This window comes from Cupriavidus sp. C3SS-1 (assembly GCF_057073755.1).
Map to the genome: position 1 here is coordinate 1,024,808 of NZ_CP172699.1, position 22,652 is coordinate 1,047,459.

Annotated in this window: 19 protein-coding genes and 1 riboswitch; of the genes, 4 read left to right on the forward strand and 15 right to left on the reverse strand. The window is 65.6% G+C overall.

Annotated features, from left to right (window positions below; genetic code table 11):
• Positions 1-13: 13 nt before the first annotated feature.
• Entirely contained in the window at positions 14-2,713 is a 2,700-nt protein-coding gene (pepN, locus tag ACIGJC_RS04755) for an aminopeptidase N (protein ID WP_483710871.1), read from the reverse strand.
• A 226-nt stretch (positions 2,714-2,939) separates the two neighbouring features.
• Here pepN and ACIGJC_RS04760 point away from each other — a divergent pair, with 226 nt between their 5' ends.
• Together ACIGJC_RS04760 and ACIGJC_RS04765 are read left to right on the forward strand one after the other, a co-directional pair.
• Positions 2,940-3,614: a DUF4136 domain-containing protein gene (locus tag ACIGJC_RS04760; protein WP_483710872.1), complete on the forward strand. Its 675-nt coding sequence runs from the start codon at positions 2,940-2,942 to the stop codon at positions 3,612-3,614.
• 267 nt (positions 3,615-3,881) lie between these two features.
• Complete coding sequence (locus tag ACIGJC_RS04765) at positions 3,882-6,209, forward strand: NADP-dependent malic enzyme (protein ID WP_483710873.1); 2,328 nt, start codon at positions 3,882-3,884, stop codon at positions 6,207-6,209.
• Positions 6,210-6,308: 99 nt separating this feature from the next.
• Here the strand turns inward: ACIGJC_RS04765 and ACIGJC_RS04770 are convergent, their stop codons facing one another.
• The 6 genes from ACIGJC_RS04770 to ACIGJC_RS04795 all read right to left on the reverse strand — a co-directional run bounded on the left by ACIGJC_RS04770 (position 6,309) and on the right by ACIGJC_RS04795 (position 11,905).
• Complete coding sequence (locus ACIGJC_RS04770) at positions 6,309-6,554, reverse strand: hypothetical protein (RefSeq protein WP_483710874.1); 246 nt, start codon at positions 6,552-6,554, stop codon at positions 6,309-6,311.
• A gap of 235 nt (positions 6,555-6,789) precedes the next feature.
• On the reverse strand, positions 6,790-7,857 hold the full coding sequence (locus ACIGJC_RS04775; protein WP_483710875.1) for a porin: 1,068 nt from the start codon (positions 7,855-7,857) through the stop codon (positions 6,790-6,792).
• Positions 7,858-8,057: 200 nt separating this feature from the next.
• Positions 8,058-8,576, reverse strand: a complete 519-nt coding sequence (gene uraD / locus ACIGJC_RS04780; RefSeq protein ID WP_483710876.1) for a 2-oxo-4-hydroxy-4-carboxy-5-ureidoimidazoline decarboxylase — start codon at positions 8,574-8,576, stop codon at positions 8,058-8,060.
• Complete coding sequence (gene puuE, locus ACIGJC_RS04785) at positions 8,573-9,523, reverse strand: allantoinase PuuE (RefSeq protein WP_483710877.1); 951 nt, start codon at positions 9,521-9,523, stop codon at positions 8,573-8,575. Before puuE ends, uraD begins: the two co-directional genes overlap by 4 nt.
• A gap of 78 nt (positions 9,524-9,601) precedes the next feature.
• Complete coding sequence (locus ACIGJC_RS04790; RefSeq protein WP_483710878.1) at positions 9,602-11,008, reverse strand: nucleobase:cation symporter-2 family protein; 1,407 nt, start codon at positions 11,006-11,008, stop codon at positions 9,602-9,604.
• A gap of 147 nt (positions 11,009-11,155) precedes the next feature.
• On the reverse strand, positions 11,156-11,905 hold the full coding sequence (locus ACIGJC_RS04795) for a GntR family transcriptional regulator (protein WP_483710879.1): 750 nt from the start codon (positions 11,903-11,905) through the stop codon (positions 11,156-11,158).
• Between the two features lie 340 nt (positions 11,906-12,245).
• Between ACIGJC_RS04795 and uraH the strand changes: the two genes are divergently transcribed.
• Complete coding sequence (gene uraH, locus ACIGJC_RS04800) at positions 12,246-12,599, forward strand: hydroxyisourate hydrolase (protein WP_483710880.1); 354 nt, start codon at positions 12,246-12,248, stop codon at positions 12,597-12,599.
• 30 nt (positions 12,600-12,629) lie between these two features.
• On the forward strand, positions 12,630-13,841 hold the full coding sequence (locus tag ACIGJC_RS04805; RefSeq protein ID WP_483710881.1) for a urate hydroxylase PuuD: 1,212 nt from the start codon (positions 12,630-12,632) through the stop codon (positions 13,839-13,841).
• 165 nt (positions 13,842-14,006) lie between these two features.
• On the opposite strand, the gene ACIGJC_RS04810 is transcribed toward ACIGJC_RS04805, so the two are convergent.
• The 8 genes from ACIGJC_RS04810 to xdhC form a co-directional block, all read right to left on the reverse strand.
• On the reverse strand, positions 14,007-14,138 hold the full coding sequence (locus tag ACIGJC_RS04810) for a hypothetical protein (protein ID WP_483710882.1): 132 nt from the start codon (positions 14,136-14,138) through the stop codon (positions 14,007-14,009).
• Between the two features lie 179 nt (positions 14,139-14,317).
• Positions 14,318-14,602: a Bug family tripartite tricarboxylate transporter substrate binding protein gene (locus ACIGJC_RS04815; RefSeq protein WP_483710883.1), complete on the reverse strand. Its 285-nt coding sequence runs from the start codon at positions 14,600-14,602 to the stop codon at positions 14,318-14,320.
• 202 nt (positions 14,603-14,804) lie between these two features.
• Complete coding sequence (ilvD, locus tag ACIGJC_RS04820) at positions 14,805-16,664, reverse strand: dihydroxy-acid dehydratase (RefSeq protein ID WP_483710884.1); 1,860 nt, start codon at positions 16,662-16,664, stop codon at positions 14,805-14,807.
• 223 nt (positions 16,665-16,887) lie between these two features.
• Positions 16,888-17,463 carry a TMEM165/GDT1 family protein gene (locus ACIGJC_RS04825; protein ID WP_483710885.1) on the reverse strand — a complete coding sequence of 192 codons (576 nt, stop codon included), beginning with the start codon at positions 17,461-17,463 and terminating at the stop codon, positions 16,888-16,890.
• A 30-nt stretch (positions 17,464-17,493) separates the two neighbouring features.
• A riboswitch (yybP-ykoY riboswitch) is annotated at positions 17,494-17,716 on the reverse strand.
• A gap of 51 nt (positions 17,717-17,767) precedes the next feature.
• On the reverse strand, positions 17,768-18,910 hold the full coding sequence (locus tag ACIGJC_RS04830) for a fatty acid desaturase (protein ID WP_483710886.1): 1,143 nt from the start codon (positions 18,908-18,910) through the stop codon (positions 17,768-17,770).
• A 171-nt stretch (positions 18,911-19,081) separates the two neighbouring features.
• The gene (gene guaD, locus ACIGJC_RS04835) at positions 19,082-20,404 is read right to left on the reverse strand and encodes a guanine deaminase (protein WP_483710887.1); all 1,323 of its coding nucleotides are present in this window, start codon (positions 20,402-20,404) and stop codon (positions 19,082-19,084) included.
• A 63-nt stretch (positions 20,405-20,467) separates the two neighbouring features.
• Positions 20,468-21,523: an adenosine deaminase gene (locus tag ACIGJC_RS04840; protein ID WP_483710888.1), complete on the reverse strand. Its 1,056-nt coding sequence runs from the start codon at positions 21,521-21,523 to the stop codon at positions 20,468-20,470.
• A 20-nt stretch (positions 21,524-21,543) separates the two neighbouring features.
• Complete coding sequence (gene xdhC / locus ACIGJC_RS04845; protein ID WP_483710889.1) at positions 21,544-22,536, reverse strand: xanthine dehydrogenase accessory protein XdhC; 993 nt, start codon at positions 22,534-22,536, stop codon at positions 21,544-21,546.
• Positions 22,537-22,652: the final 116 nt, after the last annotated feature.

Sequence of the window (22,652 nt, forward strand, 5' to 3'; positions counted from 1 at the left end):
GGCCCCGCGAGCGTCAGGCGGCCAGCGACTTGCCGACGATCTCGCGCACGTCGCGCGACAGCGAGGCCGATGCCGACACGCGCTCCAGCTCGGCGCGCATGCGCTCGCGCAAGGCCGGCTCGTACTTCTGCCAGCGGTCCATGACACGCGCCAGGCGCGCCGCGACCTGCGGGTTGATGGTATCGAGCGCCAGCACCTGGTCGGCCCAGAAGCGGTAGCCGGAGCCATCCGCCGCGTGGAACTGCGCGGGGTTGCCCGAGCAGAAGCTGAAGATCAGCGAGCGGGCGCGGTTCGGGTTGCGCAGGTTGAAGGCCGGGTGCTCCATCAGCGCGCGAACCGTGTCGATGGTGCGCTTGCCGGCGTGCGGGCCGACCTCGCCGCGCTGCATGCCCTGCAGCGAGAACCACTTGTCGATGACCAGCGCATCGTCCTCGAAGCGTTCGTAGAAGTCGGCGAGCGCCGCCTCGCGGCCCGGGGCGAAGCTGTTGACCAGCGCCGCCAGCGCGGCAAAGCGGTCGGTCATGTTGTCCGCTTTCAGGTACTGCTCGCCGGCAAGCTGGAGCATGGCGTCGCTGCCGCTCTCGACCAGGTAGCCCAGCGCCAGGTTGCGCAGCGCGCGGCGCGAGGCCGATTCGGCGTCCGGGCTGTACGCGCCGGGCGTGGCGTTGGATTCGTAGGCCGCCAGCCAGTCGGCCTGCAGCGCATGAGCCAGGCCCGCGCGCATGAACTGGCGCGCCTGGTGGATGGCGGCCGGATCGGCCACGCCCATGCGCTCGGCCAGGTAAGCCTCGGCCGGCAGCACCAGCGCCTGCTCGCGGAACGCGGGGCTCAGGCGGTCGTCGTTGAGCACGGTGCGCATGGCACTGACCAGCGCCGGGTCGAGCTTCAGGTCGCGGCCGGCCTGCACGTCGGCCACGAGCTGCAGCAGCGCGCGCGTGGCCAGGCGCTGGCCGGCTTCCCAGCGGTTGAACGCATCGCTGTCGTGGGCCAGCAGGAACGTGAGCTGGGCGTCGGAGTATTCGGCATCGACGATCACCGGCGCCGAGAAGTTGCGCAGCAGGGAGGGCAGCGGTGCCGCGGCGCCGCGCGGCAGGTTGATGAAGCGGAAGGTCTGTTCGGCCTGCGTGAAATCCAGCACGCGCGTGGTGCCGCCGGCCGTGGCTTCGCCTTCGAGCTGCAGCGGCAGGTCGTGGCCGTCGGCGCCGAGCAGGCCGATCGCGAACGGAATATGGAAGGGCTGCTTCTCGGGCGAGCCGGCGCGCGTTTCGATGCCGACCTTCGGGCAGCGTTGCGACAGGGTCAGCGTCAGGCTGCCATCGGCGGCGTCCCAGGCCGTGCGCGCGGTGACTACCGGCGTGCCGGCCTGGCTGTACCAGAGGCCAAACTGCGTGAGGTCGCGCCCGTTGGCATCCGCCATCGCGGCGCGGAAATCGTCGCAGGCAACGGCCTGGCCATCGTGGCGCTGGAAGTACAGGTCCATGCCCTGGCGGAAGCCGTCGCGGCCCAGCAGGGTCTGGTACATGCGCACGACCTCGGCGCCTTTTTCGTACACCGTGACGGTGTAGAAGTTGTTGATTTCCTCGTAGCTGTCCGGGCGTACCGGATGCGCCATGGGGCCGGCATCTTCCGGGAATTGCACCTGGCGCAGCACGCGCACGTCTTCGATGCGCTTGACCGCGCGGCCCGATTCCGAGCCCATCATGTCGGCCGAGAACTCCTGGTCGCGGAACACCGTCAGGCCTTCCTTGAGCGAGAGCTGGAACCAGTCGCGGCAGGTCACGCGGTTGCCGGTCCAGTTGTGGAAGTACTCGTGGCCGACCACGGCTTCGATGTTGGCGAAGTCGACATCGGTGGCGGTCTGCGCGTTGGCCAGCACGTACTTCGTGTTGAAGATGTTCAGGCCCTTGTTTTCCATCGCGCCCATGTTGAAGTCGCCGACGGCGACGATCATGAAGCGGTCCAGGTCCAGTTCCAGCCCGAAGCGCCGCTCGTCCCAGCGGATCGCGTGGATCAGCGAATCCATCGCGTGGCGGGTCTTGTCGAGGTCGCGCGCTTCGACCCACACCTGCAGCAGCTTGTCCTTGCCGGATGCCGACTGGATGGTTTCCTCGATGCATTCGAGCTTGCCCGCCACCAGCGCGAACAGGTACGAAGGCTTGCGGAACGGGTCTTCCCACACCGCCTCATGACGGCCGCCCGGCAGTTCGCGTTCGCTGACGAGGTTGCCGTTGGACAGCAGCACCGGACAGGCCGCGCGGTCGGCGCGCAGCGTCACGCGGTAGGTGGCCATCACGTCGGGCCGGTCGAGGAAATACGTGATGCGGCGGAAGCCCTCGGCCTCGCACTGCGTGAAGAAGTTGCCGTTCGAGACATAGAGCCCCGACAGCGAGGTATTGGCCGCCGGCTGGCAGGCCGCGGTGATTTCAAGCGTGCCCTGCGCGGGCAGCCCGGGCAGCGTCAGCGTGCCCGCCTGCTGGGTGGCGTTGGCCACGGGTTTGCCATCCACGCTCACGCCGATCAGTTCGAGGTCTTCGCCGGCCAGCACCAGCGGCGCGTCGGCGGCCGCGCCTGCATGGCGCGTGAAGCGCAGCGTGCTGGTCACGACGGTGCGTTGCGGGTCCAGGTCCAGCACCAGTTCGACGTGGTCGATGGTGAAGGCCGGCGGCGTATAGTCCTTGCGATAGACGGTAACGGGCGTATCGGTGCGCAACATGGGGAATCCTGTCTTCGGAAGACCGTGAAAGCGGGGCGTGCCGGCCTGCGGGGCGCAGCACGGCTCTGAAGTAACCATTGTAGCCAAGGGGTAGGCCGCACTGCTGACGGGAATTCCGGCTCGGCGGCGTGGTCTCAGAGACACGTCAGTCAACAACAAGAGAGGCATCGACATGTGGCAATGGGCAGGCCGTGGCACGGGCGGCCACTGTATTCACGGAAGCGGGATGTGGCGCAGGCTTGCCGTATGGCTCGCGCTGGCAGCCGCCATGGTGGTGACAGGATGTGCTAGCACGGTGGTGACTGATGTCACGGCGTTCCGGCAGCCGGGCTGGCAGAACGATGCGCCGCGCACCTACAGCTTCGAGCACACGGCTGAGCAGGCGGCGCAGCTGGAGCGTCAGACCTACGAGCAGTGGCTGGCCAGTGCGCTGGCCGGGGTCGGCTTCGAGCAGGTGCCCCAGAAGCAGGCGCGCTACCGGGTCAGCATGGAATACAACGCGGCGCCTGGCATGGTGCGCGTGGCGGAAACGGTCTACCCGGACCCTTGGTACGGTCCGTGGGGACCGTACTGGGGGCCGTACGGTGCCTACCGGCCCTGGGGTCCGTGGGGCTGGCCCGGCTACTGGCCGCCGCCCCAGACCGTCGTCCGCGACGTACCGGTGACCTTCGCCACCCTGAGCGTCTATTTCAAGGATGCGGCCACCGGGCAGCGCGTCTATCAGGTAAGCGCCCAGAACCAGACCGAGAACGGCAACCCGGCGGCGATGATGCCGTACCTGATCCGCAGCGCGTTCACCGAGTTTCCGGCCGAGAGCGGCAGGCCCCGGCGCGTAACGTTGCCGGTGGATGAGGGTCCGGCCCAGCCGGCGCCTGCCGACGCAAAAACGGCCCCCAAGTAATGTCGGCGAATCATATACATTGGCGTGCCATTGCATACGGCTGGGTAAAAGCTGTTTTGCTGCGATATTCGGCCGAAAACCCATTTCGCCCCTTGAAAGAGGTGAGTTAACGGCTGCCACCGTGGGCTAGAATAAGCGCTCGATTTTTCCGGCCCACACAACCGAAGCCCGTCAGGATGCTGCCCCTCGCTGCCGGCCATCGTGCCTGCTGCCTAAAGGGTGGAATGCGCACGGGCGCCGGCAGAAGGCCATTTTCCGGACGAGCCAATGAGCAGCAAGACCAGCGGTGACGCACCGCAACATGCCCCGAACAGTCCTGAAGCGCAATTGCGCCTGGCTGCGCTGGAATACCACCGCAGCCCGACCAAGGGCAAGATCCAGGTAACCGCCACCAAGGCGCTGTCCAACCAGCGCGACCTGTCGCTGGCGTACTCGCCGGGCGTGGCCTACGCCTGCGAGGAAATTGCCAAGGATCCGTCGACTGCTGCCGAATACACCTCGCGCGCCAACCTGGTGGCCGTGGTCACCAACGGTACCGCCGTGCTGGGCCTGGGCGACATCGGTCCGCTGGCCGGCAAGCCGGTGATGGAAGGCAAGGGCTGCCTGTTCAAGAAGTTCGCCGGCATCGACGTGTTCGACATCGAGCTCGACGCGCGCGACCCGGACAAGATCGTCGAGATCGTCGCCGCGCTGGAACCCACGCTGGGCGGCGTGAACCTCGAAGACATCAAGGCGCCGGAATGCTTCTACATCGAGCAGAAGCTGCGCGAGCGCATGAATATCCCCGTCTTCCATGATGACCAGCACGGCACGGCCATCATCTCGACCGCGGCGCTGCTCAACGGCCTGAAGGTGGTCGGCAAGGACGTCGCCAAGGTGAAGCTGGCCGTGTCGGGCGCCGGCGCGGCAGCCATCGCCTGCCTGGACACCATGGTGAGCCTGGGCGTGAAGCGCGAGAACATTTCGGTGGTGGACTCGAAGGGCGTGATCTATGTCGGCCGCGACGCCAACATGGAAGCCAACAAGGCCCGCTACGCCCAGGACACCTCGTCCCGCACGCTGGCCGACATCGTCAAGGACGCGGACGTGTTCCTGGGCTGCTCCACCGCCGGCGTGCTGACCGCCGAGATGGTGAAGACCATGGCGGACAAGCCGATCATCCTGGCGCTGGCCAACCCCGAGCCGGAAATCCGCCCGGAAGTGGCCAAGGCCGCGCGCCCGGACTGCATCATCGCCACGGGCCGTTCGGACTATCCGAACCAGGTCAACAACGTGCTGTGCTTCCCATACATCTTCCGCGGCGCGCTCGATTGCGGCGCGACCAAGATCACGGAAGCGATGAAGCTGGCATGCGTGAAGGCCATCGCCGAGCTGGCCGAAGCGGAACTGAACGACGCGGTTGCCGCGGCCTACGGTGGCCGCGAACTGAAGTTCGGCCCCGACTACATCATCCCGACGCCGTTCGACCAGCGCCTGATCGAGAAGATCGCGCCGGCCGTGGCCAAGGCCGCGGAAGAGTCCGGCGTGGCCACGCGCCCGATCCAGGACCTGGATGCCTATCGCCAGCAGCTGTCGACCTACGTCTACCACACCGGCATGATCATGAAGCCGGTGTTCTCGGCCGCCAAGGCGTCGCCCAAGCGCGTCGCCTATGCCGAGGGCGAGGAAGAGCGCGTGCTGCGCGCGGTGCAGGGCGTGGTCGATGAAGGCCTGGCGCGACCGATCCTGATCGGCCGCCCGCACGTGATCCAGATGCGCATCGAGAAGGCCGGCCTGCGCCTGCGCGCCGGTGTCGACTTCGAGCTGATCAACCCGGAAGACGATCCGCGCTACCGCGCCTACCACGAGGCCTACCACGCGCTGCGCGGCCGTGACGGCGTCACGCCCGACATGGCCAAGGTGGCGCTGCGCCGCTCGAACACGCTGATCGGCACGATGCTGATGCACATGGGCGACGCCGATGCGCTGCTGTGCGGCACGGTGGGCCGTTTCGAGGCACACCTGGAACACGTGCGCGACGTGATCGGCCTGGCCCCGGGCGCCAAGGTGTTTGCCGCGCTGAACGCGCTGATGCTCGAGAAACACACGCTGTTCATCACCGACGCCTTCGTCAATGACGACCCGACCGCTGAGGAACTGGCCGCGATCACGCAACTGGCAGCGGAAGAGATCCGCCGCTTCGGGCTGCATCCGAAGGTGGCGCTGATGTCGCATTCGATGTTCGGTTCGTCGACGCGTCCGTCCGCGCGCAAGATGCGCGAAGCGGCAGAGATCCTGGCGCGTGTGGCGCCTGAACTGGAAGTCGAAGGCGAGATGCAGGGCGACGCCGCGCTGGACGAGGACGTGCGCCGCCACTTCCTGCCGTCGACCAAGCTGGCCGGCAGCGCCAACCTGCTGGTGATGCCGACGCTGGACGCGGCCAATATCGCGTTCAACCTGCTCAAGATGACAGGCGGGCAGGGTGTCACGGTCGGCCCGATCCTGCTGGGCGCGGCCAAGCCAGTGCACATCCTGAACCCGCAGGCGACCACGCGCCGCATCGTCAACATGACCGCCGTCGCTGTCGCCGAGGCTAACGCCAACGCCGTGCGCTAAGCGCTGTCGTCATACAGCCATCCATGCATGAAAAAGGCCGGGTCAACGACCCGGCCTTACTTTTTTGCTGTGGCGCGCCAAAATCGCGCCGCACCGGTTTTATTGCAGTACGTTGTACTGCTCGCGCATGACCACGATGATCGACCTGGCGGCTGCAAGCTGGTTATCCAGGTTCTCGACATACTCCTGCGGAAAATTCACTTCCGCGCTCCAGTTGCAGCCAGTATGGTCCGGCTGGTGCATTCGCACCGCGTGAAGCTCACATTCACCGCATTCGGGGTTGTTATCCAGGCACTGGTTCAGGATGGTCATCAGTTCGGAACGGGTCTTCGCATATCGCCGCATGAGTCACCTGTCTCGCTGTGGTTTTCGTAGTCCGGACAATCAATCTAGGCAGCGTGCCCCCCCGCTTCCAATTGAATCGGCCTATGGAGCAGTGGCTGCCGATCCGCGGGTGCTTGGCAGATAATGCTGCGCCGCAGCATGGCGGCGCTGGCCGAATGCAGGATGTGATGCTGGCGCGGCAACAAAAAAGCCCGCCGGATGGCGGGCTCAGTGCTGCTTTCAGAACGCGCGGGCGTCAGAACTTGTGACGCACACCCACGCCAAACGTATCGCCGTGCTCGATGCCGGTGATCTTGTCGTAGTAATAGGCCGCGTACACGTCAGTGCGCTTGGACAAGTTGTAATCGTAGGCGACCGCAAAGGTATTGCGCTTGAAATCGCCGATCGAGTTATCGGTCTTGTCGTAGGCGTACGAAGCCAGCAGGCTGCCGGCGCCGATGGGCACCGATGCGCCGAACTGGCCGTTGACGTGCTTGATGTCGCCGGACGGCGCCGTGGTGGCGCGGGTCTTGATGTACTGGCCCTGGGCAAACAGCTTGACCACCTTGAAGTCATACGACAGGCCCAGCTGGGCCGCGTCCTGGCGCGAAAGGCCGGCGTTGGCCAGGTCAGTCGCCACGTTGTCGAACCGGACCTGCTGGTAGGCAACGGTGGCGGCGAACGGGCCATTGAAGTACATCAGGTTGCCGCCCCACTTGTTCTTGCCGCCTGCGCCCGGCTGCTCGCCCATGGCGTAGATGAAGTTCGCGGTCAGGCCACCGAAGTTCGGTGTGGAGTACAGAATCGAGTTGTTCCAGCCCGAATCGCCGATGATGCCCGGGTCGACCACGCCTCCGCTGGCAGCGCCGAAGTAGGTATGGAAGATTGCCGGCGAGAACACGTACGAGTCGACCAGCGGATTGAACAGGATGGTCGAGATAAAGTACGGCGTGGTGTTGCGGCCCAGCTTGACGGCGCCGGCCTTGTCGTTCTGCAGGCCGACATAGGCATTGCGGCTGAACATCGAGTCGCCGTTGAAGCGGCCCATGCTGCCGCTGTCGGTGCGGAAGAAGCCGTTCAGGTCGAATACGGCCTTGGTGCCACCGCCCAGGTCTTCAGTGCCCTTGATGCCCCAGTAGGACGTCTGCATCCCGCCCGAGTTGGCGACCCAGGCGCGCTCGCCGACGCCCGGGCTCTTCACGCCGCCGACGAACATGTCGGCCTGGCCGTACAGCGTCACGCTGGACTGGGCCATGGCCGTGCCGGAAAGAAGGGTAGCTGCTACGGCCGCCAGCTTCATTGCCGGCTTGTACTGCTTCTGCATGTTTAAGACCTCCGTGGTTTTATCCTGCTTGGAACGTTGTGTACTGGGTCCCTGTCGGGTTCTTGTTCTGGTCTTTACGCTTCTGTTCGTGCCGCCTGGTCTGGGCTCGGTTGACGGGCCCGCATTCATCGAGATCGCGGGCCGGGGTGCCGGCGGCATCGGGTACAGCGTTTTTGTTATACAGGTGTTGCTTTTTTTGCTCAGCCGGATACTAAGTCGTCAAGGCGGAACTGCGCAATGCGATGGATCTGGTTGATGCAAGTTTGCAACTCCACGTCGGGCGTGTTGTCGATGCGGCGGGCAAACTCGTCGATGATGCCGGCGCGGTCATAGCCGCGCACGGCCAGGATGAACGGGAAGCCGAACTTCTGGTTGTAGTTGGCGTTGAGCGACTGCAGGCGCTCGAATTCCTCGGGTGTGCACAGGTTCAGGCCCGCGCCGCTCTGCTCGCGCGTGGACTCGGCCGTCAGCTCGCCACGCACTGCGGCCTTGCCGGCCAGCTCCGGGTGGGCACGCACCAGCTTGACCTGCGCCTCGGTGCCGGCGTCGTCCACGGCCTTGCGCAGGGCGCCGGCAAGCTCGGCCACGTTCGCGAACGGGCGCTGCGCCGCGGCGGTTTCCGCGAACCACGGCGAGTGTTCATACAGGCCACCCAGCACCGTCACGAATTCGGCGGTGGGCATGGCGTTGAGTTGGGCGATGGAGTATGTCTGGCTCATGCTTGATGGCGGGGAGTGTAGGGGTGGGTCTCGACCCAGTGGCGGGCGATATCGACACGCCGGCAGATCCACACCTTGTCGTGGCCCTGCACATAGTCGAGAAAGCGCTGCAGCGCGCGGAAGCGGCCCGGCCGGCCGAGCAGGCGGCAATGCATGCCGATCGACAGCATCTTCGGCTGGTCCAGCCCGCTTGGGTCGCCTTCGTCGTACAGCACGTCGAACGAATCCTTCAGGTACTGGAAGAACTGTTCGCCGGTATTGAAGCCTTGCGGCGTGGCGAAGCGCATGTCGTTGGAGTCGAGCGTGTACGGCACCACCAGGTGGGGCTTTTTCTCGCCGCCGGTGACTTCCACTTCGGTCCAGAACGGCAGGTCGTCGCCGTAGTAGTCCGAGTCGTAAAGCAGCCCGCCGTGCTCCACCACCAGGCGGCGCGTATTGGGGCTGTCGCGGCCGGTGTACCAGCCAAGCGGCATCGAGCCCGTCATTTCCCTGATGATCTCCATGCCGATGCGCATATGCTCGCGCTCGGTGGCTTCATCGATGTTCTGGTAGTGGATCCAGCGCCAGCCGTGGCAGGCGATCTCATGGCCCAGCTCGACAAACGCGCGCGTGAGTTCCGGATGGCGCTGCAGTGCCATCGACACGCCGAAGACGGTCAGCGGCAGGCCGCGGCGCTCGAACTCGCGCAGGATGCGCCAGGCACCCGCGCGCGAGCCGTATTCGTAGATGCCCTCCATGCTCATATGGCGGTCGGGGTAGGCCGCGGCGCCGACGATTTCGGAGAGGAACTGCTCCGATGCGGCATCGCCGTGCAGGACGCAGTTCTCGCCGCCCTCTTCGTAGTTGAGGACGAACTGCAGGGCGACGCGCGCGCCGCCGGGCCAGCGGGCGTGCGGCGGCCGGGCGCCGTAGCCGATGAGATCGCGAGGATAGTTCTGCTTGGTCATGGTTTGTTTCTGCTTCAGGGAACCGGCCGGCCTTCCTTGCGGAGGGTCGGCCCGGGACCGCGGTCCCGGTTACTGCGATTACTCCGTGCCGTGCGAGTTCGCGGCGGCGCTGCGCATCGCTTCTTCACGCGACTGGATGCCGTTGTAGAAGAGGTTCAGCGCCACGGCAACGATGGTGCCGAGCACGATCCCGCTGTGGGTGAACGGCACCGTCCACTTCGGCAGGTACTGGAAGAACGTCGGCGCCAGCGTCGGGATCATGCCGAAGCCGATCGCGATGGCGACGATGAACAGGTTGTGGCGGTTGCGGTTGAAATCGCAGCTGCCCAGGATGCGGATGCCGGTCGCGGCCACCATGCCGAACATCACGATGCCGGCGCCGCCGAGCACGAACTGCGGCACCGAGGCCACCACGTGGGCCATCTTCGGGAACAGGCCGAACGCGATCAGGATGATGCCGCCGGCCGCCGCCACATATCGCGAGCGCACGCCGGTGACGGTCACCAGGCCGACGTTCTGCGAGAACGAGGTGTACGGGAAGGTGTTGAACAGGCCGCCGATCACCGTGCCGAGGCCGTCGGCGCGCAGGCCGCGGGTCAGTTCTTCGTTGCTGAGCTTCTTGCCGGTGATGTCCGACAGCGCCAGGAACATGCCGGTCGATTCCACCAGCGTGATCAGCATGACGATGCACATCGACAGGATCGCGCTGATTTCGAAGGTCGGGATGCCGAAGTGCAGCGGCGTGATGACAGCGACGAAGCTGGCTTCGTTCAGGCCTTCGAACGACACCTTGCCCATGGCCATGGCCACGAAGGTGCCGGCGATGATGCCGAGCAGCACCGCGCAGTTCGCCACCAGGCCGCGGCCGAATTTGGTCAGCAGCAGGATGATCGCAAGCGTGAGCCCGGCGATGCCGAGATTGGTCAGGTCACCGTAGGCGAGGTTCGGGACTTCCTTCACCACGCCGTCGATCACGGCGCGCGTGGTGGGCTGGCCGCCGGCCGCCCAGTTGATGCCCACGCGCATCAGCGACACGCCGATCAGCGTGATCACCGTGCCCGTCACCACAGGCGGGAACAGGCCGAGCATGCGGCCCATCATCGGCGCAATCAGGATGCCGAACACCCCTGAGGCAATCACCGCACCATAGATGCCGAGCAGGCCGATGTTCGGGTCGGTGCCGATGGCGATCATGGGCGCCACCGAGGCGAAGGTCACGCCCATCATCACGGGCAGGCGGATACCGAACTTCCAGAAGCCGATTGCCTGGATCAGCGTGGCCAGGCCCGCGGCGAACAGGTCGGCATTGATCAGGAAGGCGAGCTGGTCCTTGGGCAGCTTCAGGGCGCCCCCGACGATCAGGGGGACGGCGACGGTGCCGGCATACATCACCAGCACATGCTGCAGCCCGAGCGCGAGCAGGCGCCCGGAGGGCAGACGCTCGTTGGTCAGGTCCGTGGGGACCGTGGTGCTTGCGGAAGTCATTGATGCGTCTCCTCTCCTTGGGTTTGATGGGAACACCGGCGTCCAAGGCCTCCTTTATGGAACAGCGCTTCCGCCGCGTCCTTCAGGACGCTGTCATGGATGGCGCAGCCAGGCCTCGTTCGGCGTGATGCCGGCGGGAACACCGTGCTAGGTGGAGCGGCCCAGCACGCTGCGAAGATCGAAGGCGCCCGGATCGTCGGGCTGTACGCGGTCGGCACAGGCGCCGAGGTGGTGCGCCATGCGCGACTGGGCCAGCGCGGCATCGCCCTGTTCCAGTGCATCGAGGATTTCCTCGTGCTCGTCGAACGAGCACGCGTTGTTGCCCGGCGCTTCCACGCTGGCGATCATCAGCGTGGTGCGCGAGACCAGCCGGCGCATCATGTTGACCAGCAACGCGTTGCCGGACAACTCGGCCAGCGCGGTATGGAACTCGGCCGACAGGCGGATCCAGGTAGGGCGGTCGTGCGTGAGGAAGGCCTGGCGCTCGCTGGCCACCATCTTGCGCAGCGGCGCGATCACGGTCTTCACGTCGGGCATGGCGGCGAGCTTGTCTAGCACGGCGCGTTCCATCATCTGGCGCAGCTCGAACATATCGTGCGCCTCGTCGGTGGACGGGCTGGCAATAAAGGCACCGCGGTTGGGTTCCAGGTCCACCATGCCGTCAGTGGCCAGGTGCGACAGCACCTTGCGGACCGTGTGGCGTGCCGTGGCATAGATCTCGCAAAGCGAATGCTCGGTCAGCTTGGTGCGCGGCGGCAGCCGGTGCTCCATGATCGCGTCGTAGATCTCGTGGTACATGCGCTCCTCGACCGAACCCTTGCGTGCGGGTTTCTCGGATTTCTGTTCGGTCAGGGTGGCGTCGGCGACACCGGCAATCAGCTTCAGGCTCTTGGACATCTTGGCACCAAGCGGTAGGACGGAAACAGCGGGCCGGGACCCACTGCGGGACCACCGTCTGCGGTGCCGGAAATCCCGGCTGTCAGTAAGCGGCGATCCGAAAATTGTTGACAATTATTTGGTTAAGCATTCAATATTGTCAACAAAACCGAATCAGGTTTTCGACAACTAAGGGTTAGTCCCCAGTTGTCAACCGGGTGGGGGCAGGCGCATTGTCGCCACGCACCAACCCAGCGCCGGGATGCGTTACATGACGTACCGAGCGGGCACCATACCCCACATATGGTGCTAGTGAAGGCAGCGGCGCCCCTCACAACCCAATCGCACAAGGACCAATACGATGGGACGCTTGACCACCCATGTACTCGACACCGCCGCCGGCACCCCGGGGCAAGGCATGTCGATTACTCTCCATAAAATTGTCGACAATCGCCGCGAAACGCTGAAAACCGTGGTGACCAACCACGACGGCCGTTGCGACCAGCCGCTGCTGGAAGGCGCCGACCTGGCCGTTGGCGAGTACGAGCTGGAATTCGCCGCCGGCGACTACTTCCGCGCGCAAGGCGTGAAGCTGCCCGAGCCCGCGTTCCTGAACGTGGTGCCGCTGCGTTTCGGCATTGCCGACACCAACGCGCATTACCATGTGCCGCTCCTGGTTTCGCCGTGGTCGTACTCGACCTACCGTGGCAGCTGATCGGTGGTCTAGGGAAACAGGAGACAAGACATGGAAGGCTATATCCTCGACTGGGCCAATATGCTGCTGCGGTGGGTGCACGTCATCACCGCCATTGCATGGATCGGTTCCTCGTTCTATTTCGTCTGGCTGGACAACAGCCTGACCAAGCCGCTCGCCACCGACCTGAAGGACAAGGGCGTGGACGGCGAACTGTGGGCCGTGCACGGCGGCGGCTTCTACAACCCGCAGAAATACCTGACCGCACCCAAGTCACTGCCCGAGAACCTGCACTGGTTCTACTGGGAGTCGTATTCGACCTGGATGAGCGGCTTCGCGCTGCTGGTGGTGCTGTACCTGTTCAACGCCAGCACGTTCCTGATCGACAAGAACGTATTCGACATGTCGCCTGGCGCGGCGGTGGGCTTTGCGGTGTCGTACCTGCTGATCGGCTGGATCGTCTATGACAGCATCTGCCGCCTGTTCGGCAAGAACGACCGTCTCGTCGGCATTCTGGTGGCGGTCTACATCATGGCCGCGGCCTTCGTCGCCTGCCACATCTTCTCGGGCCGCGCGGCGTTCCTGCTGACCGGCGCGATGGTGGCGACGATCATGAGCGCCAACGTGCTGGTGTGGATCATCCCGGGCCAGCGCAAGGTGGTGGCGGCACTCAAGGCCGGCCAGCCGGTGGACCCGATCCACGGCAAGCGCGGCAAGCAGCGCAGCGTGCACAACACCTACTTCACGCTGCCGGTGCTGTTCGCCATGCTGTCGAACCACTACAGCATGACCTACGCCGCCAAGAACAACTGGCTGGTGCTGATCCTGATCATGCTGGCCGGCGTGCTGATCCGCCAGTTCTTCATCCTGAAGCACAAGGGCAAGATCAATGTGCTGTGGCCTGCGGCCGGCGTGGCCGCGCTCGGCTTGGTGGCCGTGCTGATCGCGCCGCAACCGCGTCCGGTGGTGGCGAGCAATGGCGGTGCGGAAGCGGCAGCCACTGCGGTGAGCTTCACGAAGGTCCAGGAAGTCATCAATACGCGTTGCGTGCAGTGCCACGCCGAAGCGCCGAAGATGATGCCGACCGCGGCCAAGGGCATCAAGCTCGACTCCGCCGACGAGATCAAGGCGCACGCCCAGCTGATCTACCAGCAGGCGGTCCAGCAGAAGGCCATGCCGCTGGGCAATGTGACGCAGATTACGGACGACGAACGCGCGCTGCTGGGACAGTGGTTTGAAGGCGGCGCCAAGACGACCAACTGATTGTTTTCCAGCATGAGGGCTCGCCGGCGAGCGGCCCATGAACACTGAGCATCGGTGATCGACGGTTCGGAGGCCGCGCAGTCTGGCGGCCGTCAGTACCGGACCGGCGAGGGTTTAGACGGAGCTTCGGCTCCGTTTTTTTTTGTGCTTTGAGCGGGATGCTCTCTAGGGAATAAAGAGATCCAGACCTGCCAGTGCCACCGCGCCGCTCAAGGCGATTGCGGCCGTGGAATCCGTCAGAAGGAGGATTGCACCCGACAACCAGCAGGCAATGGCGAAGCCGATGGCATTTTTCATGATGGCCCCTCGCCGCAGCCGACATGGGGCCGGCATGCCGGATGCGGCCTGTCGTGGAACCCCTGGTTGTTTCGTGTTGCCCGTCAAGGGTACAAGCTGGTTCGATGCGCCGCGTCATCGGAACCAATGAGGGGGCTGGCACCGGCAAATCAGCCCATGCGGAAGCCGGAATCCAGCGGCTACTCCGGCTGGATCCCCGCCGCCTCGATCACCGGCTTCCACTTGGCCCGGTCCCGCTGAATCCTCTGCGCAAACGCCTCGCGCGCCTCGTTCAACGGAACAATCCCCGCCTTCTCGAGCCGCGCCCGGAAATCCGGATCGGCGATGATCTTCTTCCCTTCGGTGGCGATGCGCTCGACGATTTCCGGCGGCATCCGCGCGGGCCCGACCAGTCCGTTCCAGGTATCCACCTCGTGTCCCGGAAACGTCTCGGCAATCGCCGGCACGCTGGGCAGCGTCGGCATGCGTTTTTCGCTCGACACCGCGGTCGACCACGAAAACGCGTTTTTGGTTACTTTTGTCGCGAGACAAAAGTGACTCGCCGGCTACGCCGGCGAAACAGCAGCGCATGCCAAGAACGACGCCCGCAATTCATCGTTGAACCAAAAAAAAAGCCGCTCCGAAGAGCGGCTCGCATTTCAGGCGGGCGTCAGGCCCATGGCAAGATCAGTCATCCAGCAACGACAGATCCCGCACCGCGCCCTTGTCCGCCGACATGACCAGCTTGGCATACGCCTTGAGCGCCGCCGACACCTTGCGCGGACGCGCCTTGGCGGGCTTCCAGCCCTTGGCGTTCTGCTCTTCGCGGCGGCGTGCGAGCTCTTCGTCGGAGACCAGCACGTCGATGGTGCGGTTAGGGATGTCGATGCGGATCCTGTCGCCGTCGCGCACCAGGCCGATCGCGCCGCCGGCTGCGGCTTCCGGCGAGCAGTGGCCGATCGACAAGCCCGAGGTGCCACCCGAGAAGCGGCCATCGGTCAGCAGCGCGCAGGCCTTGCCCAGGCCCTTGGACTTGATGTAGCTGGTCGGGTAGAGCATTTCCTGCATGCCGGGGCCGCCCTTCGGGCCTTCGTAGCGCACGATCACCACGTCGCCGGCCTTGACCTTGTCATTGAGGACGTTCTCGACGGCCTCGTCCTGCGATTCCGTGACGTGGGCATTGCCTTCGAACACCAGGATGCTCTCGTCCACACCAGCGGTCTTCACCACGCAGCCGTCCACCGCGATATTGCCGCGCAGCACGGCCAGGCCGCCTTCCTTCGAGAACGCATGCTCGTACGAGCGGATGCAACCCTCGGCGCGATCCAGGTCCAGGCTCGGCCAGCGCGTATTCTGGCTGAACGCGACCTGCGTCGGGATGCCGGCCGGGCCGGCCATGTAGAAGTTGCGGACGGCGTCGTCCTGCGTGCGGACGATGTCCCACTGGTTCAGCGCATCGCCGAGCGTCGGGGCGTGCACGGTCGGCACATCGGTGTGCAGCTTGCCGGCACGCTCGAGTTCGCCCAGGATGGCCATGATGCCGCCCGCGCGGTGCACGTCTTCGATGTGGTACTTGTTGGTGTTCGGTGCGACCTTGCACAGCTGAGGCACGACGCGCGACAGGCGGTCAATGTCGTCCATCGAGAAATCGATGCCGGCTTCCTGCGCAATCGCCAGCAGGTGCAGGATGGTGTTGGTCGAGCCGCCCATGGCGATGTCCAGCGTCATCGCATTCTCGAAGGCCTTGAAGCCGACCGAGCGCGGCAGCACGCGCGCGTCTTCCTGCTCGTAGTACTGGCGGGCCAGTTCGACGATGCGGCTGCCGGCGCGCTTGAACAGCTGCTCGCGGTCGGCGTGCGTGGCAACCACCGTGCCGTTGCCGGGCAGCGACAGGCCCAGCGCCTCGGTCAGGCAGTTCATCGAGTTGGCCGTGAACATGCCCGAGCACGAACCGCAGGTCGGGCAGGCGGAACGCTCCACCTCGGCCACGTCGGCGTCGGAATAGGCCGGATCGGCCGCGATCACCATGGCGTCGACGAGGTCGAGCTTCTTGAATTCGACGGCCTTGGTGACAGGGTTGGCCAGGCGCGTCTTGCCGGCTTCCATGGGGCCGCCGGAAACGAAGATCACCGGAATGTTCAGGCGCATCGCGGCCATCAGCATGCCCGGGGTGATCTTGTCGCAGTTCGAGATGCAGACCATGGCGTCGGCGCAGTGCGCGTTGACCATGTACTCGACGGAGTCGGCGATGATGTCGCGGCTCGGCAGCGAATACAGCATGCCGTCGTGGCCCATGGCGATGCCGTCATCGACGGCAATCGTGTTGAATTCCTTGGCCACGCCACCGGCAGCCTCGATCTCGCGCGCGACCAGCTGGCCCAGGTCCTTCAGGTGGACGTGGCCGGGTACGAACTGGGTGAACGAGTTCACCACCGCGATGATCGGCTTGTTGAAGTCGTCGTCTTTCATGCCGGTGGCGCGCCACAGGGAGCGGGCCCCAGCCATGTTGCGGCCGGCGGTGGAAGTCTTGGAACGGTATGCGGGCATTGTGGGGTTGTGGAATCTAAATCGCAGAAAGGATGCGGGGCCACGGGAATAGGAGCCCCTCGCGCGCCCGTGCGTACAACCTCTTGAGCTGCGCCCTGGGCAGAACCCGTGATTATCCCACACCGCCGGCAGCGCGTAGCCGGCAGGGCCGGTGATCGCGCGCGCCGCAGGCAGGGCATCCAGGCTTCGCGGCCCGGATGCTCTGACGCGTCTCTTGCGGTGGTCAGCCGCCGATATTCAGCAGCGCAAGCACGCCCAGCACCAGGAAGATGCATGCGGCGATCTTGTGCACCAGGCCGATCGGCATCTTGTTGGCGAACTTGTCGCCGAGCAGCACGGCCGGCGCATTGGCCAGCATCATGCCGAACGTGGTGCCGGCCACCACGGCGAGCACCGCGCCGTTGAAGCGGGCGGCCAGCGCGATCGTGGCGATCTGGGTCTTGTCGCCCATCTCGGCAAAGAAGAACGCGACGATGGTGGCGAGCAGGATGCCGACCGTGCCTTTCACCGGCTTGGCGTTTTCCTCGTCGTCGAACTTGTCGGGGATCAGCATCCAGCCGGCCATGGCGATGAAGCCCAGGCCCAGGATCCAGCGCAGCAGCGTTTCGCCGAGCACGTGCGTGATCCAGCCGCCCAGCGCCCCGGCAAAGCCGTGGTTGACCAGCGTGGCAATCAGGATGCCAAGGATGATGGGGAGCGGCTTGCGGTAGCGCGCGGCCAGGACAAGCGAGAGCAGCTGCGTCTTGTCGCCCATTTCAGCGAGCGCGACGATGCCTGTGGAGACGAGGAAGGCTTCCATGTTGTTATGTGAGTAACCGGGCCGCAATGCATCGCGAGATGCCAATGACGCACACCTTTCCCGGCCCGGCCAGAAAGGTATGGTCATCGGTCTCGCCAGGCCTTGGATCGGGCTGGGCCTGTGGCCAGCCAGTCCGGAGCTGCGCACGCCATAACCGCAAGCGGTCAAGTCTGTTGACGTACGCCCCTGTCTGCCGGGTTCCGCATTGCGCGGAGCGGTGAGAGCAGGGCGGCTACTCCCCAATGGAAGCCGCGATTATAGCGGCGCCGGCGGGGATCGTCCACCGCCGGGAAAATGTGCCCTGTCAGGCGGGAACCGGCGACTGCTCGCTGGTGCGGCGGCCGCGGAAATCGGTCCAGCACAGGGCCTTGAAGTCGTACAGCTTGCAACGGCGCGCGGTCCGGAAGTACCAGCGCCACGAGAAATTCTCGATGATGATGCGGCCCGGCAGCGCATGTTCGAGCAGCGCCTGCGCTCGCTTCAGGCGGTACAGCGGCACGCTCATGTCCACGTGGTGCGCGGTGTGTTCCATGATGTGGTGCAGCGCCGCGCCGATGCCGTGGCGGAATCGCAAGTGCACGGTGGTCGAGACAAAGGGCTGGGCCTTGGCCCACATGGCCTTGGTGTCGTACCACGCCACGCTGGTGTGGGTGTGGTGGACGTACAGCACGAAGCCGACCGTCAGGTTCCAGACCAGGAAAGGCAGCACGAAACCAGCGCCGACCATCATCCAGGCCGATTGATCCGTGGCCAGTGCGGCCCACACCAGCGCGCCGATCCACGCGGCGCCGAAGGCAGCCACGAGCGTGCAGTCGGCCATGAAGATGGGCCGGCGCGTCGCCATCTGGCGCTTGCTCGGGAAGAACAGCTTGAACCACCAGATCTCGATCAGGTAGTACAGCCCGGCGCCGAAGCCATTGCGGTAGATGCGCTCCATCATGCGGCGCCAGCGCGGCAGCGCCTGGAATTCTTCGAGCGAATAGGGCGCCCAGACGAAGTCGAAGCCCTTCAGGTTGGTGTAGCCGTGGTGCACGACGTTGTGGCCGACTTCCCACAGGCTGTAAGGCGTGAGCGACGGCAGGAAGGTCAGTCGGCCCAGCCACTTGTTCAGGCCGCGGCGCGGCGTCAGGCTCTGGTGGCAGGCGTCATGGCCGATGATGAACAGCCGCGCGATGATCAGCCCGGCCAGTGCGCCCAGGCCCAGCTTGGCGGCCCAGTGCGGCGCCAGCACGATGCCGGCCAGCGTGGCCGCGAACAGCAGATAATCAAAGGCAAACAGCATCAGCGCGCGCGGTGTGCTGCGCTGGCCCAGCGGAATCAGCCAGCCGCGGATGATCTTGCGCGACGGCAGCGGCTGGTCGGGGGCAATCGGATCGGGGAACGGTCGGTCTTTGGCGGCCGGTGCTTCAAACGTTACCTCGGGATGCGTGGCAGCGGTGGGGGTCATGTAAACCTTCAGGTTGCTGGCGTTGCTGAAGGCCTGGTATGGCCGGCAACGGAACCATAAAGGTTAGAGGGGTTCGACGGTCCGAGTCTTGATCACCGTCAATTCGTGCCGGAGCGGTCCCGGGTAATAGCGACCTTCGGCCGCGCATTGCGGCCGAAGGTCGGTCAGTCATCACACGACGGGCGTCTGTACTGCCTCGCCCATCACATAGACGCTGTCGATCACACGGTCGTCGCCGAGCATGGCAAAGGCGAACAGCTGCTCTTCCAGCGTCCCGGAACGGCCGCTGCGGCGGGCGATCAGCGGCGTCGCTTGCGGATCCAGCACGATGAAGTCGGCTTCGCAGCCCTCGCTGAAGCTGCCGATGCGGTCGGACCAGCCCAGCGCCTCGGCCGCGGCGCGCGTGGCCAGGTAGAACATGCGCAGCGCCGTCAGGTGGTAGCCGCCCATGCGCGCGACCTTGTGCGCGGCGTTCATGGTGCGGAACATCGAGAACGAGGTGCCGCCGCCGACATCGGTGGCCAGCGTCACGTTCAGGCGGTTGGCGTCGGACTGGTGGAAGTCGTAGAAGCCGCTGCCCAGGAACAGGTTCGACGTCGGGCAGTGCGCGACCGCGGCGCCGCTGTCGGCCAGGCGCCGGCGGTCATCCTGGTCCAGGTAGATCGCGTGGCCGTAGAACGCGCCCGGGCGCAGCAGGCCATAGCGGTCGTAGACGTCCAGGTAGCTGCGCGCGTCCGGGAACAGCTCGGCAACCCATTTCACCTCGTCGCGGTTCTCGGCGACGTGGGTCTGGATGAACGCGTCAGGGTAGGCCTTTGCCAGTTCGCCGCAGGCGGCCAGCTGCGCTTCGGTCGAGGTCGGGGCGAAACGCGGCGTGATGGCGTAGGCCAGGCGGCCCTTGTTATGCCAGCGCGACATCAGGTCGGCCGAATCGCGCGCGCCGGTTTCGGCGGTGTCGCGCAGGAAATCGGGGCAGTTGCGGTCCATCATCACCTTGCCGGTGATCATGCGCAGGTTGCGCTGCTCGCTCTCGGCAAACAGTGCCTCGGCCGAAGCCTTGTGCACGGTGCTCCAGACCACGGCGCTGGTGGTGCCGTTGCGCAGCAGTTCGTCGGTGAAGAAGCCGGCCACCGCGCGCGCGTATTCGGGCTCGGCAAAGCGGCGTTCCTCGGGGAAGGTGTAGGTGTCCAGCCAGTGCAGCAGCCCGGGCGACGGCGACGCGATGATGTCGGTCTGCGGGTAGTGCACGTGCGTGTCGATAAAGCCCGGCACGATCAGCTTGCCGCGGTGGTCCACCACCTCGGCGCCGGCCGGGATGCGCGCGGCCAGCCCCTTGTAGTCGCCCGCTGCGACGATGCGCCCGGCGGTGACGATCAGCAGACCATCTTCCCAATACTGATAGGCGTCCTCGTGGAATTGCGGATCGTGCAGGAAATGCAGCACGCGGCCGCGGATCGCGCGGGTAATGGACGGGGTCGGGGGAGTGGTCGTCATGGTCTGTCTCTCGGGACCGGCCTGCGCGCACGCGCAGGGCCGGGCTATTGCTATGCGCCGCGCTCAGGCCGCTGGGACCGTGGCGGGCGGGGACGTCGGCGTGGCCGACCAGAAGTGGTCGACCTCCGCCAGGAACTCGGCCTTCTGCATCGGAGGCAGGAATGCCGCTTCAAAACTATTGCGCGCGAGCTGGTGCGCATCCGCGGCATCGAGCGGCAGCGCTTCGAACGTGGCTTCCCAGTTGGCGTTCATGTAGCCGCCAAAGTAGGCCGGATCGTCCGAATGCAGCGTGACCATGACGCCGGCATCGAGCATGCGCTTGAGCGGGTGTTCGCGCAGGTCCGGATGCACCTTGAGCTTCTGGTTCGACAGTGGGCACACCGTCAGCGCCACGCGTTCGCGCGCCAGGCGCTCGATCAGCGCGGCATCGTCGATCGACCGCACGCCGTGGTCGATGCGCTCGACCTTGAGGATGTCCAGCGCGTCGATGACATATTGCGCGGGGCCTTCCTCGCCGGCGTGGGCCACCAGTCGCAGGCCGAGTTCGCGGGCACGCGCGAACACGCGCGCGAACTTCTCGGGCGGGTTGCCCTGCTCGGACGAATCCAGCCCGACGCCGACAAAGCGGTCGCGGTAGGGCATTGCGGCTTCCAGCGTGGCGAATGCGTCTTCCTCGGACAGGTGCCGCAGGAAGCAGAGAATCAGGCTGCTCGAGAAATCGTATTCGGTACGCGCCTGGGCCAGTGCGTCGGCGATGCCGTCGATTACGGTGCCGATCGGCACGCCGCGCGCGGTGTGGGTCTGCGGATCGAAGAAGATCTCGGCGTGGCGGACGTTGTCGGCGACGGCGCGCTTGACGTAGTCCATCGTCATGTCGAAGAAATCCTCTTCCGTCAGCAGCACGCTGGCGCCGGCGTAGTAGATGTCCAGGAACGATTGCAGGTCGGTGAACGCGTACGCCGCGCGCAGGGCTTCGACGCTAGGGTAGGGCAGGCTCACCTGGTTGCGCTGGGCCAGCCGGAAGATCAGCTCGGGTTCGAGCGTGCCTTCGATATGCACGTGCAGTTCAGCCTTGGGAGTACGGCGGATCTTGTCCGCCAGCGCGGCATCGATGGTCATGTGGGGCCTCGGTCTTATGGTTACGGATGCACCGTCTCCCCGTGGCTCGCGTGCAGCGCGGCGAGACGCTGGTCGCGGACCTGCAGCAACTGGGCGACGATGGCTACCGCAATCATAGCCGGTGCCTTGTCGGTGATCCCCGATACGCCCATCGGGCATGTCATTTCGGGGAAGCGGGCCGGGTCGACACCGTAGTCCGCCAGCCGGTGCTCGAAGCGCGCGCGCTTGGTCTTGGAGCCGATCAGCCCGAAATACGCGAAGTCGGTGCGCCGGAAGATCTCCTCGCACAAGGTCTGGTCCAGCGCGTGGCTGTGCGTCATGACCAGGAAGTAGCTGCCCGCGGGCGCCTGCGCGACCACGGCTTCAGGCGTGTCGCTGGCCTCGGCCTCGACGTTGTCGGGCAGGCCGGCCGGGAACAGCGTGTCGCGTTCATCGACCCAGTGCACGCGGCACGGCAGGTTGGCCAGCACCTTGACCAGCGCATGACCGACGTGGCCGGCGCCGAACAGGACGACGTGCATCTCATCGGGGACGAGCGTGTCGATCCAGGAGCCGCCCGCTTCGAGCGTGACCGACGGCACCGCCGCGCGGCATTCTGCGGCGGTTACTGCACCTGATGCCGGAACCGTGCGTTGCAGTGATCTGCCCGCGGCGAAAGCGGCTTCCACTGCGTCCAGCCAGCGCAAGTCATCCTGGCCGAGGACTTCGAAGCCCAGCTGGACCACGCCGCCGCAGCACTGGCCCAGTGCCGGGCCCAGCGGAATGCGCTCGATGCGGCGCTGCTCCTTGCCGTCCGCCAGCATGGCACGCGCGATATCCATGCCGCGCCATTCCAGGTGTCCGCCGCCGATGGTGCCGACCAGGTCGTTGGCGCTGACCAGCATCCGTATGCCCGGCTCGCGCGGCGCCGAGCCCTTGACTTCGACGATGGTGACCATCGCCACCGGCACGCCGGTGCGCACCATGCGCGCGGCGTCGGCGAAGCGGAAGGGTTTGAGCGGTGCGTCCTGCATGTCGGGGCCTTGGTCGTGACTGCCGGCTGGTGCCGGTCTGTGGTCAATGCTGTGGTCGATGGTTTGCGTGCCAGCGCAGTGGCGCGTGCCTGCGCGGGCGGCCGGCCCCTTGCCCA